Origin of the sequence: Lysinibacillus sphaericus (genome assembly GCF_015844675.1) — a bacterium.
GTDB lineage: Bacteria > Bacillota > Bacilli > Bacillales_A > Planococcaceae > Lysinibacillus > Lysinibacillus sphaericus_E.
This window is the reverse complement of sequence record NZ_LDGC01000036.1, coordinates 19,264-33,959: the sequence shown is the minus strand read 5'-3', so window position 1 is coordinate 33,959 and position 14,696 is coordinate 19,264. Positions and strand designations below refer to the sequence as shown.

At 32.8% G+C, this 14,696-nt stretch carries 16 protein-coding genes; 10 read left to right on the top strand and 6 right to left on the bottom strand.

The window, feature by feature from the left end; genetic code table 11:
• Positions 1-390: IS3 family transposase (locus ABE34_RS10955; RefSeq protein ID WP_197141389.1), on the top strand; the 390-nt coding region annotated here is incomplete at its 5' end.
• 233 nt (positions 391-623) lie between these two features.
• Entirely contained in the window at positions 624-899 is a 276-nt protein-coding gene (locus tag ABE34_RS25090) for a helix-turn-helix domain-containing protein (RefSeq protein ID WP_241747076.1), read from the top strand.
• Between the two features lie 12 nt (positions 900-911).
• Here the strand turns inward: ABE34_RS25090 and ABE34_RS10945 are convergent, their stop codons facing one another.
• Positions 912-1,142 (bottom strand): LLM class flavin-dependent oxidoreductase, encoded by a 231-nt coding sequence (locus ABE34_RS10945; RefSeq protein WP_134022607.1) that lies wholly within the window; start codon positions 1,140-1,142, stop codon positions 912-914.
• Positions 1,143-1,343: 201 nt separating this feature from the next.
• On the opposite strand from ABE34_RS10945, the gene ABE34_RS10940 reads away from it, so the two are divergent.
• The gene (locus ABE34_RS10940; protein ID WP_197142492.1) at positions 1,344-1,568 is read left to right on the top strand and encodes a hypothetical protein; all 225 of its coding nucleotides are present in this window, start codon (positions 1,344-1,346) and stop codon (positions 1,566-1,568) included.
• 104 nt (positions 1,569-1,672) lie between these two features.
• Positions 1,673-2,023 carry a hypothetical protein gene (locus ABE34_RS10935; protein WP_197142490.1) on the top strand — a complete coding sequence of 117 codons (351 nt, stop codon included), beginning with the start codon at positions 1,673-1,675 and terminating at the stop codon, positions 2,021-2,023.
• Between the two features lie 632 nt (positions 2,024-2,655).
• Here ABE34_RS10935 and ABE34_RS10925 read toward each other — a convergent pair.
• From ABE34_RS10925 to ABE34_RS10915, 3 genes are read right to left on the bottom strand one after another with little or no spacing between them, the layout of a single operon-like run.
• Positions 2,656-3,102: a hypothetical protein gene (locus ABE34_RS10925; RefSeq protein ID WP_197142486.1), complete on the bottom strand. Its 447-nt coding sequence runs from the start codon at positions 3,100-3,102 to the stop codon at positions 2,656-2,658.
• Positions 3,103-3,127: 25 nt separating this feature from the next.
• Positions 3,128-3,415 carry a hypothetical protein gene (locus ABE34_RS10920; RefSeq protein WP_197142484.1) on the bottom strand — a complete coding sequence of 96 codons (288 nt, stop codon included), beginning with the start codon at positions 3,413-3,415 and terminating at the stop codon, positions 3,128-3,130.
• Entirely contained in the window at positions 3,415-3,858 is a 444-nt protein-coding gene (locus ABE34_RS10915) for a hypothetical protein (protein ID WP_197142483.1), read from the bottom strand. The genes ABE34_RS10920 and ABE34_RS10915 overlap by 1 nt, the downstream gene beginning before the upstream one ends.
• 839 nt (positions 3,859-4,697) lie before the next feature.
• Between ABE34_RS10915 and ABE34_RS10910 the strand changes: the two genes are divergently transcribed.
• The 4 genes from ABE34_RS10910 to ABE34_RS10890 all read left to right on the top strand — a co-directional run bounded on the left by ABE34_RS10910 (position 4,698) and on the right by ABE34_RS10890 (position 8,430).
• Positions 4,698-5,315: a DUF2306 domain-containing protein gene (locus tag ABE34_RS10910; RefSeq protein ID WP_197142480.1), complete on the top strand. Its 618-nt coding sequence runs from the start codon at positions 4,698-4,700 to the stop codon at positions 5,313-5,315.
• A 487-nt stretch (positions 5,316-5,802) separates the two neighbouring features.
• Positions 5,803-6,078 carry a hypothetical protein gene (locus ABE34_RS10905; RefSeq protein WP_197142478.1) on the top strand — a complete coding sequence of 92 codons (276 nt, stop codon included), beginning with the start codon at positions 5,803-5,805 and terminating at the stop codon, positions 6,076-6,078.
• Positions 6,079-6,505: 427 nt separating this feature from the next.
• Entirely contained in the window at positions 6,506-7,363 is an 858-nt protein-coding gene (locus tag ABE34_RS25635; protein ID WP_346655552.1) for a peptidoglycan DD-metalloendopeptidase family protein, read from the top strand.
• Positions 7,364-7,875: 512 nt separating this feature from the next.
• Positions 7,876-8,430, top strand: a complete 555-nt coding sequence (locus ABE34_RS10890; protein ID WP_197142472.1) for a hypothetical protein — start codon at positions 7,876-7,878, stop codon at positions 8,428-8,430.
• 660 nt (positions 8,431-9,090) lie between these two features.
• Here ABE34_RS10890 and ABE34_RS10885 read toward each other — a convergent pair.
• Positions 9,091-9,765 carry a DUF2642 domain-containing protein gene (locus tag ABE34_RS10885; RefSeq protein WP_197142470.1) on the bottom strand — a complete coding sequence of 225 codons (675 nt, stop codon included), beginning with the start codon at positions 9,763-9,765 and terminating at the stop codon, positions 9,091-9,093.
• 763 nt (positions 9,766-10,528) lie between these two features.
• Between ABE34_RS10885 and ABE34_RS10880 the strand changes: the two genes are divergently transcribed.
• Positions 10,529-11,872 (top strand): arsenic transporter, encoded by a 1,344-nt coding sequence (locus ABE34_RS10880; RefSeq protein WP_197142468.1) that lies wholly within the window; start codon positions 10,529-10,531, stop codon positions 11,870-11,872.
• A 660-nt stretch (positions 11,873-12,532) separates the two neighbouring features.
• Here ABE34_RS10880 and ABE34_RS10875 read toward each other — a convergent pair.
• Positions 12,533-13,402: a DMT family transporter gene (locus tag ABE34_RS10875; RefSeq protein ID WP_197142466.1), complete on the bottom strand. Its 870-nt coding sequence runs from the start codon at positions 13,400-13,402 to the stop codon at positions 12,533-12,535.
• A gap of 600 nt (positions 13,403-14,002) precedes the next feature.
• On the opposite strand from ABE34_RS10875, the gene ABE34_RS10870 reads away from it, so the two are divergent.
• Positions 14,003-14,551: an RNA polymerase sigma factor gene (locus ABE34_RS10870; protein WP_079563731.1), complete on the top strand. Its 549-nt coding sequence runs from the start codon at positions 14,003-14,005 to the stop codon at positions 14,549-14,551.
• The last annotated feature ends 145 nt before the right edge of the window (positions 14,552-14,696 follow it).

Below are 14,696 nucleotides of genomic sequence, written 5' to 3'. Positions count from 1 at the left end.
GCATATGAATTATCTACTACGTTAAAGATGTCCCTTGTCTATAAGACGCTTGAAAAGTTAAAAACACATCTAGACGGCAATCTCCATCCGGAAGCGATGATTCACTCGGACCAAGGTATTCATTATACACACCCAGAATATCAGCAGCGTGTAAAAGAAATGGGACTTCTCCAGTCAATGTCCCGCAGAGGAAATTGTCTTGATAATGCGCCAATAGAATCGTTCTTCGGTCATTTCAAAGATGAAGTAGATTATAAACAAGCAGAAAGTTTGGCAGAATTACACACAATAGTGATGGATTATATGGACCATTATAATCACACACGAAAGCAATGGACATTAAAAAAGATGGCTCCGGCAACTTACCGAAGCCATCTCATTGCGGCTTAACTTACAACTACATCCCTTTTTATTAAACTGTCTACAAAATAGGGTTCAGTTCAAAGAGTGGTGGGAATCACTTTAATTTATTCTATAAAAATAATTTAAGTCAGTTCAGATATGACTTTTCATTATAGCCAATCAAAAAACACTTTCAGCTGCACGATTAGCCGAGAGTGTTTTTTGATTTTACGAAACTTAATATTTGGCAATGATAGTAGAAAAACGATGGGAGCGTGAACATGAAGCAATACTTAAAGCTAGAATTGTTAGTAGAACTTCCTAATGATCTAGAAATTGAATTAGAGCCTTATACAGCACAAGTTGACAACGATATAATTGTGGACCCTAATAAAAAAATGACAATGTCTGTAGATGAACTGGCTGATGAATTACAGATAAGTAAAACTACGATTTACACAATGGTGAGTCAAAATGAAATTCCGCATATAAAAATTCGTGGCCGTATTTTGTTTCATAGGTCAACTATTGAAAAATGGTTAATAAATTCTCAATAAAGGACACCCGAATTATTGGGCGTCCTCTTTTTTATTCCATTCGATTTTCATTCCGATGATCTCTGCGATTTCTTTAACCTCACTGTATTTGATGGTACCACGCGTTAGCTTATTAGAAATGTTTTGAACAGTAGTCTTCTTTTCAGTAGGTAGATTTTCATTCATTTTTTCAACTATATCAGTGATTGTCCATCCTGAAGATGAGATATAACCTTTGATTTCATTTTTGATTGTATTGGACATATTATTCCTCCTTTTCTTTATTATAGCCAAAGATTACACTTTGATAAATAATTTTATTTAAAAATGAATAAAATGAATTGATTTTTTATTCGTTATAGTTTAAAGTTACACTATAAAGAATAATAATTATCAAATGGCTATCAATAGTCAGTCGGTGAATGGACTAGAAATAACCGACATGATGAAAGGGAGGGAGTATTAATGTGTGGAAGCGGCCAATCAAAAACAATCCAGCAACGTAATGAATACATCCACATTAAAATGATCCAGTTAGACCAGGTGAAAGAAGCTCGTAAGCATACACACCGTTTAGCACGGATTATGAAATACCATAAGCAATTATCTGATGAGGAAGTGGCTTACATGCGCCAGCGCTTGCATAACGTGTTTGGAAAAGAATCTTTGAAAGGAAGTGAATGCAAATGAAAGTAACGGTTAAAGAATGGCGTGTAATGTCTGATCGTAACAAACAATTACTTTTGAATGCAGTCGCAACTAAATAATAATAGATGAAAAAGGAGAATTGGAACATGCAGCAACATACATTAGAAACAGTTGTACAAGAAAATAGTGGTAGTGTATATAACTTATCGGCACAGATAATTCAGTTAGAGGTTGTGAAGAACGCAGTATCAAAGCTAATGGAAAGAATTGATGAAATCGTTTTTAAAGGTTGGGATAAAGACCCTGGTATGTCGTATCTATCAATCAATGAAATTAAAGATACTGTGCGTTTAATTGATATGGGATTCTATCCGTTGTTTAAAGAGATGGCACAAGAAATCAATACCCTTAACATTCATGCACAAGAACTTCATGACACATTAATTAAAAGTAAGTTAGAGCGACTAACCAATGAAGCAGAAGCTCATGGTGTTTGAGGTGTGAGTCATGCTAACTGTGTAGGATGCAAATTTCTAAACGTTTGAAACTAAAATCAGTGTAGTTACTACGTAAAGCAAACGAGTAACTCACTGATGATAAGAAAATATTAAATGAATTCTATAAAATGAATCGAATAAATTTCATCCAAATATGTCAGGTAATCATAGAAGGATTAGTTTCCTAATATGATCTATTTTAGTTCCTAGGAGGTTTCGGCTTTTTTAAAAAATAATTAATTAGGTCTGTCACTAGTTCCGATGAAAGTGTAATAATTAGAGAAAGTACTGCTAATATGTCAGCAACTTTTGTAGGAATAGTATATATATTAAGGTAAGCCTGTATGTATACCCATGAGAAAACTGCTAAAAAAATTGTTATTAAACCTAAGATTAAATAGATAGCTAGTCCATTAAAAATTTGGTTTTCGTGAATACCAGAATTAAATAGTTTGATGCTACCAATTATGAACAAATATAATATAGCCACAGTTATTGATACTATCACTAACTTAGGTGGAGTAGAGTATGGATCCTTAATAATAATATAAAAAACACACCCTATCCCAAAGATTAAAACCACTATTTGAAAAATACTACGCATTATTGCGTCTATCTTTAATTTGTTCATGCTAAGAATGAATTGGTATTCTTTTTGCTGTTTCTAATTGTCGTTTGTAGGATACTATATATGAAATGGTCGATTTTAATTCCTTGGCAGAAATTAACTCATTATCCCTTTCAAGATTAAGAGTATACTCATAAATACCATAAATATATTGGCTACCTTCACTAAATGTTATTTTGCCGAAAAGCAGTGAAGAGTTTTGATTATTTATTTCATTTAATAATTGTTCTTTTGAGATATCTAATTCAAATTTCAACATATCTGTTACTATAAAGCTCAAGGCTTGAACAGAGTCTAAAACTAATATATTTATTTCAAAATTATAATCTAATTTGCTATTTCTAAATTTGATAAGAACATAAGAGTCTTCATCCTTATCCTCAATTGAATATTTTATTTCAATTTCTTCCAATGTCTGTTGTAAGTGGGCTAATATTAAATCTGAATTCATTATAATCACCTTTCTTTTAAAGATATTAAGTAGCTTCGATTTGCAATTTTTCAAATGTCATATGATTAGATATCAGTGACTGTATCTTTTCCCTAGATTGCTCAATTTCTTGTGTATTTGCGGAAGGGAAATAAGTTAGATTAAGCCTATATGGGCTAAGTTCTATTGTATATTTTTCTTTGCCATTTATACCAATAGAAAAATTGTTATTTAATTTATTTAAGTGAATACCCTCAATAGTTTCAATCATTTTTAACATATTGGAGTATTTGGTTTGGTTTTTATAAAAAGTAAAAGAGAGAGTAGCACCCATTATTGACCACCACCTGAAATTTTTTTAAAGAAATTTCCTAAAAAGGATAACGGATATTTTTTTTCAATTGTTTGATTTATCGTTAAATCGATATTGTTCACTTGATTTAAGGTAGCGAAGTCAAGTTTTTCTGGAGAACCAATTGAAATTATTTTAACATCTTCTAAAAAGGCGCAGGTATGTATAATATTCATTTCATCATCAGATGACTCTTTTACTTTTTTTATGAGGGTATCTATCACTCTTTCGTTAGAATACTTCAGTTGAAATGTAAGAAAGAGTTCGTCTTCAATCTCTTGAGCTTGTTCTTGATGGGTTTTCATTAAATCTATATGTTTATCCCTTTGTAATTTTGCGTGGACAATATTCTCTACTTCCATTTTACTTAATTTAGTTGTAAATGAATTTATTGTAGATTTTTCTTTGGTAGCTTTTTTAGACAAGAACATCAACTCCTGCAAATAAATATAATGGTATTATATGTTAGAAGAGGAACTAAATCAATATTACACCTTTGAGTACATAATATCTAATATTGTGAAAACAAATCTTAATAATTAATATTTTTCACCTACAACGACATTTTAGGCTTGGAAGTAAAACTACTTAAGCGACATTTTTTCATTTATACTAAATGATTCAGCAAATCAAAAAAAGATTGAAGCAATCAGCCCCAATCTTTCTTACTCACCCATTCCTGCACACACGCTCGCCATATTTTATTAGCCCCAATCTAGCCCCAGTTAGCCCCAAAAACATGCTTTTATATGCTGTATCTTGCAAATTACTCTAACTGTTAAAAAGACATTTAAACGTTGATACATAAGGCTTTTTGGATTATTAATACATCATCTTACACTCCGAAAATAATAGAAATAGTATAGCATAATGTGGTTGGGGAATCTTGCTATAGCAATGGTTTCTAACGTTTTTACTAATGATTAGCCCCACTAGCCTGTAAAGTTTGGCTGAATACCGAAACAAATTCTTCCTCTAATCCCTGGCTGGAAGGGAAAACGAAAAGACCACTTTTTCAAGTGGTACACTCAATAAATAAGGATACTGAAATTAAAAATATAAAAGATGTTATTTAAAATATAAGACCTCTTATATACAATTTTTTACCACTTAGTATGTAAAGAGCAAATCTTAAAAAATTTGATGTTACATTATGGACAGAGGAAAGAGGGTTCTTTGGTAATTTAATTAAAAGAAATGCGGAAGAGCTAATATTAGTAACGGAGATTTTATTTATGAAAATTAAATACTAGGAGACTGAAAAATGAATAAAAAAACTTGGCTTATATTTAGTGGCTTAGCTATTCTAATATCTGGGTATTCCATTGTTCAATATTTAATTATGGATGCACATCAGGCCGGATTTGTTAAATTGAAACTTATGTTTATTTCTACATTGAATTCGTTGTGGTACATTATGCTTTTTATACATATTGTATTCAGTGTAATAGCGTTAGTAATAGGTCCCTTTACATTATTCTCGAAGTATAGAGAAAAAAATATCAATCGTCATCGAATTCTAGGGAAAATATATATGATAGGTATTTTATTCGGCAGTGTTTCAGGGTTATATTTAGCATTTTTTGCTACAGGTGGCTTGGTGTCACAGTTTGGTTTTGGTTTCCTATCTATATTCTGGATGATAACAGCATTCCAAGCGCTATTAAAAATTAAACATAGAAAAATTTATGAACATCAAAAGTGGATGATAAGAAATTATTCCTTAACTTTTGCAGCAGTAACATTAAGAATTTGGCTAGTTTTGTTTACTGTACTATTTGGATTTGAAAATTTTAATCTCAGTTATGCTATTATAGCTTGGCTTTGTTGGGTGCCGAATTTAATCGTTGCAGAATTGCTTATACATAGAAATCGTCAATAACAGGCACTTTAATTAAATAACAAATAACGAGACCACTCCGTGATGGGGAGCAATAATAGTTAACATATTATTAATGTCCCACCGCAATGTCCTACCGCTGAAATATTGAAATCCATTGAGGGAGTGAGCGTGAAGCTATAAAACTTGAACCTTAATTTTTATTAACATGCTATATATAATCAAGCAACTGCAGAAATGTGGTTGCTTTTTATTTTGACCACAGCTCTCGTAGTTCATATTGAGTAGCTGTTTTTTTGTTTCTCTATCTTTCATTAGGAAGCTGATTTCATAATCAAATTTTAATGCTTCAGAAATCTTCTCTGTCACTTTTACTGAAATTATTGCGCGTCATTTTGTTATGTTAGTTTTGAAGTGAATTATATATCATGACGATAGTATTCGACTATTAAATTGGTATTCTATATCTGTAATGACAATACATTCAATCTAAACTATTATAAATATAGGTATTTTGGAGGTGTTAGTAATGTTTGAGATGAATAATGTAGAGGTGAAAATTTTAGAAGAAGTTAAAAATGGAAGAACAGAAATTCTTTTTACTAAGAAAACTGAAGATATACCGAAAGAAGAAATACAAGGGACATTTATGTTGAAAAGCTTCGGGTATATACACGGAGAAGACTATTCAGATGAAGACAAACTCGGGTATGTGAATGTAACGTTAACGGATAAAGGTAAGTATTATTTTATGGCCGAGGAAGAAATTAAACATTATGTTTCAGCAAAGTTGAAGAATACGTAAAACATAATAGGAAAGGATTTATTATGGAAGAAACCCCACATAAAAAACGTCAAGTTTATAATAATAACGTGAATAAAAAAGGAATAGTTATTGCTAGCATTATATTCTGTTACTGTGTAATTGCTGTTATCTATTCGCTTTTCTTATATGGAAAAATCGAGTGGTCTCTATTATTTTTAGCATTATGTATGATTTATTTAATAGAAGTTGCTAACACCAATAAAAAATTAATTAAAAAGGACTTCGATTAACAAATATGAAGGCATATTCCAATGAGGATATGCTTTTTTTATGGTGTAAATACTTTGCGACCATATTTTAAATTGATCAAGCTATATTCAGAATGGAGTTTTTATGAAACTTTTAGTAATCCAACCTCGTAAATATAATTAAATGTATTATTTATACATTAATGGAGGTTGTTATTGTGGAAAAGTTCAGTAGTCCAGAAGAAGTCATAGATATTTGGTTAAGCGAGGGTTTCGAAAAAGTTTTTAACGCTACATCAAAAGACTTTCAGGAGATAGTCACTTTAGAACAATTCATGGAGTTAAGCAACTCTTTTAATAAGGGTGTAAAAAAGTATCAATTAGAAACAAAGACGATATTACAAAATTTAACGCATTACGTATGGTCAGATGATAAACGAGAGAAAGTAGTTGTAGCTTCCTTCGATGAATTCAATCAAATACAGCGTTTTTATTTTAAGTCTTTTATTACATATCCAAAAACGGATCAACAATATACAAAAAATAAATACATAATGCCAATTAGAGGTGAGTGGTTTGTTTTTTGGGGTGGTACGAATGAATTTGTAAATTATCATTATGTATATGAAAATCAGCGATATGCTTACGATTTAGTAAAAGTTCAAGATGGACAATCTTATGAAAAAAGCCCAATTCAAAATGAAAATTACTATGCTTTTGATCAGGATATTATAGCACCAGCAGATGGTAAAGTCGTAAAAGTTGTAGATGGAATAAAAGATAATATACCTGGTGAAATGGATGAACGTAATGCAGCTGGAAACTATGTCGTAATTGAACATGCAAATAATGAATTTAGTATGATTGCACATTTTAAAAAGAACTCGATTTTAGTAAAATCAGGCGACATCGTAACAGAAGGGCAACTTATTGGGAAATGCGGAAACTCCGGTAATTCATCAGAAGCTCATATTCATTTTCAGGTAATGGATTCCTCTGATATTGCATATGGAAAGTCCATTCGTATTCTGTTTAAAGAGGGTAAAGAGCCAATACAAGGGGATATGATATCTTAAGCATATGCAAGCGAGAGCAATACGCCAGCTAAGGATGTTTTTTGTAACGTAAGTGAAACGTCAGTTACAAAAAGTGTGCCACCTCTGAGATGAGCAAGGGTTTAAGTGTTACTCTTCAAAAAAATAATTCAAATCTTTAATTTTTATGTATTTGCGCAAGTATTCTAATCAAGAGGAGATAGGATAGTTTATACATGAGAATTACCACAGGGGATAGAGCATTTCCTAATGGACTAGATTCCTTCAACATGAAATTAGTAAAAATTTTATTTTAAGTCACATCCAATAGGGTGTGGCTTTTGTTATGCACAAAAAGGCGATAGAAGGTAAAAATTTTGTGACAATTTAATAGGTAAAGTAAATACTGTTAGCTTTGTAGTTTGTCTTTATTTTGACTCAGATCTAGAACCCAGATCAGATGTTATATTTTTACCTAGATGGGCATTTTACATAGGTTTATTATTCAAGAACACATATAGATAACAAGACAATACTATTAGGAGGCTAAAAGAATGAATAAAGATCTTCTGCTTACGTTAATGAATAAAGTTATAAGAGTGGATAGGGGAGGACCTGAATCACGTATAGGGAAGTTAATGGCTGCTGAAGACGATCATTTTGTATTATTAACAGAAAAAGATGGGATTGTTTATTACAAAACACAGCATATTAAAAGCATTACTCTAAATTCAAGAGATGGGATGGAATTTAGTGTTGAAGACCCTGCAACAGACTCGTACTTACTTGCACCTGATTTTAAAACAGTAGTAAGTAGTCTACGACATAATTGGGTTAAAGTGAATCGTGGTGGTCCAGAAATGTTAGAAGGAATAATGGATGAAGTTACGGACGATTATATTACTATCTTCTCAAAAGAAGAAATTATTCGTCTGGCAATGTATCATGTCCGCAATATTAGTTTAGGAACAACTAGTGAAAAAGCTAATGACGGAAAGAAAAATCAAGAAAATACAAATGAAAATAAAAATGAAGATAAAAATAAAGATGATAGTAATGAAAAAGCGGCGAATGATAGAGGAAGAAATACTAGAAATAGAAGAAGATGATGGTTTTATAGACTTATAAAACATAAGGCGGCCAATAGGAATGTTGGATAGTTCGATTACGAAATGATTCGATGCACGCATTGTCATATGGACATTCTTTTCGGCTAAATGACGGAATCATTTCGTATTTCTGTAAGCGCTGGTCAAAAGCTTCATTTGTATATTTCAGAACATAAATCCGTGTGTACAATCAGTGCTAGTGCTGGATTTTGCCTGTACTTTGACTCATTTCGGACACGTCCTCTTATGCTCATTCTATAGATTAAACTGAGGTATGCCTATTCAACTATAATACATCCATAAAACAGAATGTCTTATATGATATGTGACATTTTAATAAAATGATTTGAAGCTGAACTAATAATTAGTTCAGCTTTTACTTATGACTGAAGATGAATCGAAATATTTAGATGTTTCAACTCTACATTATGCTACTGAGCTACGCTTTCGTGCAACAAATAGTTTCAATTCTTCCTAAATCAACGCTCCCAGTTACTTCGATAAAAGGAACTAAAAACAAGTTCTCTATTCATCATCAAGTCATCTTGGATATTGTTTCCTACTCCATAATTGTGGTTTACATTGCAGAGTAGGGGCGTTTTAAAAAAAATAATCAGAAAAGGAGACTTAGAAAAAACTCCTTTTCTGAATATATAGATATTATACTTGATGAACAGTTTGAATATGTGAAAGGTTAAAATAAGTTGAAATCGATTTTCCATTTTGTATCTCAACAATTTGATCATTTACGTTTATTACTCTACCTATATGGGAAAAATCTTTTCCAAGATTTAATACAACAAGTTGATTTCTAAGTTGGTACATTTGAGACTCAAATGTATTGTTTTGGGACTGATTCTTAATAGCTGATAGACTTAAAAATTCATTTTCGCTTAGTCCGTAAGGAAACTGATCCTTAGAATATGGTACGAGCCACTTTAAATGTTTTGTTGAAATGAACATTGTTTTGTAAATGGGAGACTCAAATACAAAATAATCATTCATAACAGACGTTATAACCCCATGTAACGCAAGGTTTTTTGTTACAGAAATCTCCACATGTATTCCTTTTGCATGTGAAAGTATATTTGTAAGAGTTAGGTCTTTATTAGACACTTGAGAATTAAATGTCGGTCTTTCTGAAGGTTGTTGAACATTATCTTCATTGTCATAATCTATTTCTAAAGTTTGAATATGATCTATTGGTATATAGACAAACATATTTCCATTATATATCACCATAATGTCACTACTCGAATCAATCACTGAACCTTTTAATATTTTTCGTCCCGAGAGTTCAATTACAGCAATTTCTTTATTTAGATTTTGCAACATAACCAAATTTACCTCCCTTTCTTTTCAATCACTAAAATATCCACAAATACTAATTAATTTCCCGTGTTATTCAAAATGATCATCAACATTAGTGTCGCTAGGGAACAAACAGGTGTCGATAATGCACCAGGTATCTCCTCTAATTACATGTGCGAGACTTGTAACTTGTAAAAGTAAATTCCAAAACCATAATCGAAACAAACCAATCATCACAACTTATTCATTTGAAATTGCTTTTATGTCCGAATTTTTTAATGGCTTCACGGTGCTAAAGCGCATCAAAAAGTTAGCATAATGCTTTTTCTATCGCCCACAAACTGATTTTTTATCCTATAGGTCAACTACTTTATAGTTTCTTGATCAATAAAAAAAGCGTTCATCCTATTCGGATAAACATCTCTAATCGTTTAAAATGAACTATTTTGCTCGGTTGAAACTAAGAATCTAACTACTATTGTAGAAGTCTCTTTAACCAAATTTTTTGGGGAAATACGTGGCATGAGATCAGTTCTTGCTTGATCTCATGATTTTTATATTCGCTTTCAACACCACAAATCTTGCCTATTCTTTACAGAATACTATTTTAATATTTGAGTAATTTACTATAAATATTAGAGAAAATAGGTGTAAAACTAAAGGAGATTTAACTTTTTACATATTTATACTATAACAGCATCGCTAACCTAATGAATGAGAGGTAAGGGCCTATTTAATAATAAGTTATTTTCAGAATTAAATAATACTGCATGAAGGTGAAAATACTATGCAAGCATTCGAAATAATAACGATACTGACCTTTTTAGTTACTCTTGGTTTCATTTTTTGGAGACCTAGAAATATGAATGAGGCTATTCCTGCATTGGTAGGTGCGATTATAGTAATACTTTGCGGTAGTGTGACCATGACAGATCTTTTCACGATTATACAAACTATCAGTGATGCTGCGATTACCATTATAGCTACAATTGTTATGGCAATTGTATTAGAAAGCTTTGGGTTCTTTAACTGGGTTGCAGAGCTGCTTGCTGAGAAAGCAAACGGATCTGGCATTCGATTATTCTGGTATGTCAATCTCTTATGCTTTCTCATGACGCTCTTCGTGAATAATGACGGTAGTATTTTAATCGCAATACCAATTCTAATTATGTTATTAAACAATATGGGATTAGAAAATCATCAAAAGATTCCATATTTACTTTCTGGAGGTTTAATTGCAACAGCATCCAGTGCTCCAATCGGGGTAAGTAACATCGTAAATTTAATTGCATTAAAAATTGTCGATATGAGTTTGTATTCACATACAGCAATGATGTTTGTTCCTGCAACAATTGGTTTATTACTACTTGTTGGTTTACTGTTTTTATATTTCAAAAAAAACATACCTAAAACTGTTCCGACAAATGTAACAGGGATGTCACTGCCTTCTTATCATCCACTTAAACAAATTGCTCTAGGAGATTCGAAGAAAAAGCGTACTAGGTTTATGCTAAACGTACTTCTATTTGTACTTGGCGTTCGGATAAGTCTGTTCCTCGCCTCGTTTTTAGGAATTCCAGTTTCGGTTGTGGCGGTAATTGGATCTCTCGTTCTTTTAGGATGGAGATGGGCTTATTTAAAAATACCACCAGGAGATATGTTGAAAAAAACACCTTGGTATATTATCGTTTTTGCATTTGGTATGTACGTCATCATCTATGGTCTCAATAATATTGGCTTAACGGAATGGTTAATTCAATTTATGCGTCCATTGGTTACGGAAAACCTACTCAATACGAGCGTCTTAATGGGCGGACTACTTTCAGTGCTTTCCAATATCTTCAATAACCATCCGGCGCTTATGGTAGGAACTATTACGTTAACCAATATGGGGCTTGACCCTATTTCATTGAAAGTCGCATATTTAGCAAACATTATTGGAAGTGACATAGGTGCACTGCTACTTCCTATGGGTACCCTTGCAACATTAATGTGGATGCACATCGTAAGGAACGGTAAGGTAAAAATCACATGGTGGGAATACATTAAAGTTACTATCATCGTGATTCCGCCTACAGTCATCTTTACATTAGTCATTTTATATTATTGGGTAACATGGCTCTTTTATTAAAACCTAGATTAAATAGATGATTATCCGAGAAAATTGTTATAGCACGATTACAACTTATTTGCTAGTAACCAAATAGTTAGGATAAATAACCATTTTAATTTGAAAACCAACGGTACTTATGAATCGGTTTTTTAAGCTTTAACAATTGTGGTAAAAAGGTGACTTTAAATCATACATTAGGTGCTGAGTATTAAAAATGAGAGTCTACAATTTTCGTAGACTCTCTACACCTTTGTTAACTGTTTTATACAGATTTTGAGTTTAACCTGTAACAGTAGTTGGAGGGGGGAAATGTAAAGAGACTAATATTTTATTTTAGTGTTCAAGCCTACTCTTAGCAGGGAAAGACTTTTTCTTATATGGATAAGAAATTGACGCCGAAATGTTGATTGGCTAGCGAATTAAAGAAGATCACCCTCAACAAGGTGATCTTTTTTACGCCATCTTTATAGTTAGTTACTACTTACCAAATGAAAGGGATTAGTTTTTTAGTTGTCTGTTTATATAATGTAATTTGTTCTCCGTACTTGTTTTGTAGGTAATCATCAGGTTTTGAAAGATGAAGGAGTCGCCCAATCGTTTGAACTGAACCTCATTAAGTAAACAAAATTCTAATAAAAAGCTGAGTGATAGATAGAAATCATTCAGCTTTTCATATAGTTATTCCCGAATAACCAATAGTACGCCACTAAAGATTAATACAGTGCCTACCCAAAAGGATACACCGATTTGTTCGCCTAGTAATAGCCATCCTAGGAAGGTGCCGACGATTGGTTGAAAGAAGAAAAATAGACCGCCACTTGCGGCATTGAGCATCTGTAATCCACGATTCCACAGTAAGAAGCCGCACGCTGTAGAGATTACGCCTAAGTAGAGCAGGCCGCCCCATATGGATGGTTCTGTCATAGCGTGGAAGTCTAATTTTAGCAGTCGTGGTATGGCTAAAGGTGTTAAAATAATGATAGCGACAAGTGTTCCGTAGCTTGTGACAACGATTTGTGAATAATGTTCCGGTATTCGTTTAATAAGAACGGACATCAATGACCAGGTGAGGGCAGCGATTAACAGAGCAATACCCCCTAATTGATAGGAGGAATCGATATGTGCACGACCTACAATCATGTAAACGCCGAATGTCGCTAGAATAATAGAAACAGCTTTTTTTAACGTAATTTTTTCTTTTAAAATGAATCTCGCAAATACAACCATAAATGCTGGTGTCGTTGCTGTAATGATGGCGCCCATTTGAGCAGTAGATAGCATAGTACCTATTTCTTGGGCGACGATAGAAATTGTATTTCCGATGAGCCCAATCAAAAAGATTAATAGCCAGTCCCGTTTTTCGATTCGCCAAGATTGTTTTGTCGTAGTGCCGATGATGAACAACGCGATAATGGCAATCATGTAGCGCAGCCATACTAATTCTAAAGGTGGTATAGTATCGACAACTACTTTAACGACTACATACATGCCGCCCCAAATGCTAGCAGCAAGTGATAAATATAAGGAACCTACTAAGGTTTTTTTCATGTTTTCCCCTCCGTTATCTGTAGACAATGCTTGTCCTTAACGGAGAAATGATAATTCTCCGTTAAGGGAGAATCACTTCAGGTACATCGTGTTCAAATAATGGTGAGAAGATCATCCTTAGCCAACTCCTTCTATAATATTTCATTTATCCCGCATTAACGGGCAGTAAAACTCCCGCCTCAAAATTCAGCGCAAGCAAAGAAGTTAAATAGGAGATTAATTGCCCGTAAAGGCCCGATTGGTGAAGACTAATAATCCGTGGGGATGAAGAAAATCCCCACGGATTAACTTTATCATATAACATTTTTTTGAATTTGATTAGAAAAAAATGATCTGAATTCAGAATCTTTAAAAAGGAGATATGAGGAAATATAAGGGGATGTTATGGGGAGTACAATAAAAACAAAGTAGAAGGGGCGTGTTATGTAGCTTTCCTCCGCAAAATAAGTATAGTAATAAAACATTATTTACGAATATTACAAGTGAAAGGATCTAAGCTTACACGATTGTAATGTAATTGAAAGCCAATACGATAGAGTGTAATACATTATTTTGCGAGAATGTATATAGAAGCAAGAACAAGAAGCGGAGGAATACAAAATGAATGAAAAATTAGAAGGCGTATATGAGGAATTTAATCGTTACATATACCACTTATGTTTAAAACTTACTCGCAATACTGTAGAAGCTGAAGATTTAATGCAAGAAGTATGGGTAAAGGTTGTACGTTATGAGAATAGCGTTGCCGAGGTGGAGCATATTAAAGCTTGGCTTACAACAATTACAATGAATACATTTAGAGATCGCTATCGTAAAACAACACGACGTAGTAAATACATGATGAACCAACCTGAAACATTAGACGTACCGATATTAGATTTGGTTCCCAATAATGACATTTCAACTGAAGAAAAAATTGAAAAAGATATTGTTACTCAATTAGTACAGGATAAAATGGGCCAACTAGATGGAATCTATCGTAAAACTTTATGGTATTTCTACATAGACCAATATTCACTTGCTGAAATCTCTACAATTATGAAAGTTTCAATTGGTACTGTGAAATCTCGATTATTCCGTGCGAAAGCTCGTTTGAAAGAAATGCTAATGGCCGATGTAGCTATCGTAGAGTCGGTGTTACCAGCATGATGAAATGCATTGGTCGCACTAGCAGTATTACTTAGACGGAAGTATTCGTTCGGCCAATCCCAAAAAAGATGCATTGCAAAATTACTTTGCGATGCATCTTTTTTTTATGGGGATTTTGATCGCTGGAAGAAGTTACAGTCACTCA

Coding starts and splice junctions, on each gene's coding strand:
- ABE34_RS10885 (WP_197142470.1), bottom strand. CDS start 9,765: ATGTTGCAAAATCTAAATAAAGAAATTGCTGTAATTGAACTCTCGGGA.
- ABE34_RS10890 (WP_197142472.1), top strand. CDS start 7,876: ATGAATAAAGATCTTCTGCTTACGTTAATGAATAAAGTTATAAGAGTG.
- ABE34_RS10935 (WP_197142490.1), top strand. CDS start 1,673: ATGCAGCAACATACATTAGAAACAGTTGTACAAGAAAATAGTGGTAGT.
- ABE34_RS10925 (WP_197142486.1), bottom strand. CDS start 3,102: ATGAATTCAGATTTAATATTAGCCCACTTACAACAGACATTGGAAGAA.
- ABE34_RS10910 (WP_197142480.1), top strand. CDS start 4,698: ATGAATAAAAAAACTTGGCTTATATTTAGTGGCTTAGCTATTCTAATA.
- ABE34_RS10945 (WP_134022607.1), bottom strand. CDS start 1,142: ATGTCCAATACAATCAAAAATGAAATCAAAGGTTATATCTCATCTTCA.
- ABE34_RS10880 (WP_197142468.1), top strand. CDS start 10,529: ATGCAAGCATTCGAAATAATAACGATACTGACCTTTTTAGTTACTCTT.
- ABE34_RS25090 (WP_241747076.1), top strand. CDS start 624: ATGAAGCAATACTTAAAGCTAGAATTGTTAGTAGAACTTCCTAATGAT.
- ABE34_RS10870 (WP_079563731.1), top strand. CDS start 14,003: ATGAATGAAAAATTAGAAGGCGTATATGAGGAATTTAATCGTTACATA.
- ABE34_RS10920 (WP_197142484.1), bottom strand. CDS start 3,415: ATGGGTGCTACTCTCTCTTTTACTTTTTATAAAAACCAAACCAAATAC.
- ABE34_RS10875 (WP_197142466.1), bottom strand. CDS start 13,402: ATGAAAAAAACCTTAGTAGGTTCCTTATATTTATCACTTGCTGCTAGC.
- ABE34_RS10905 (WP_197142478.1), top strand. CDS start 5,803: ATGTTTGAGATGAATAATGTAGAGGTGAAAATTTTAGAAGAAGTTAAA.
- ABE34_RS10940 (WP_197142492.1), top strand. CDS start 1,344: ATGTGTGGAAGCGGCCAATCAAAAACAATCCAGCAACGTAATGAATAC.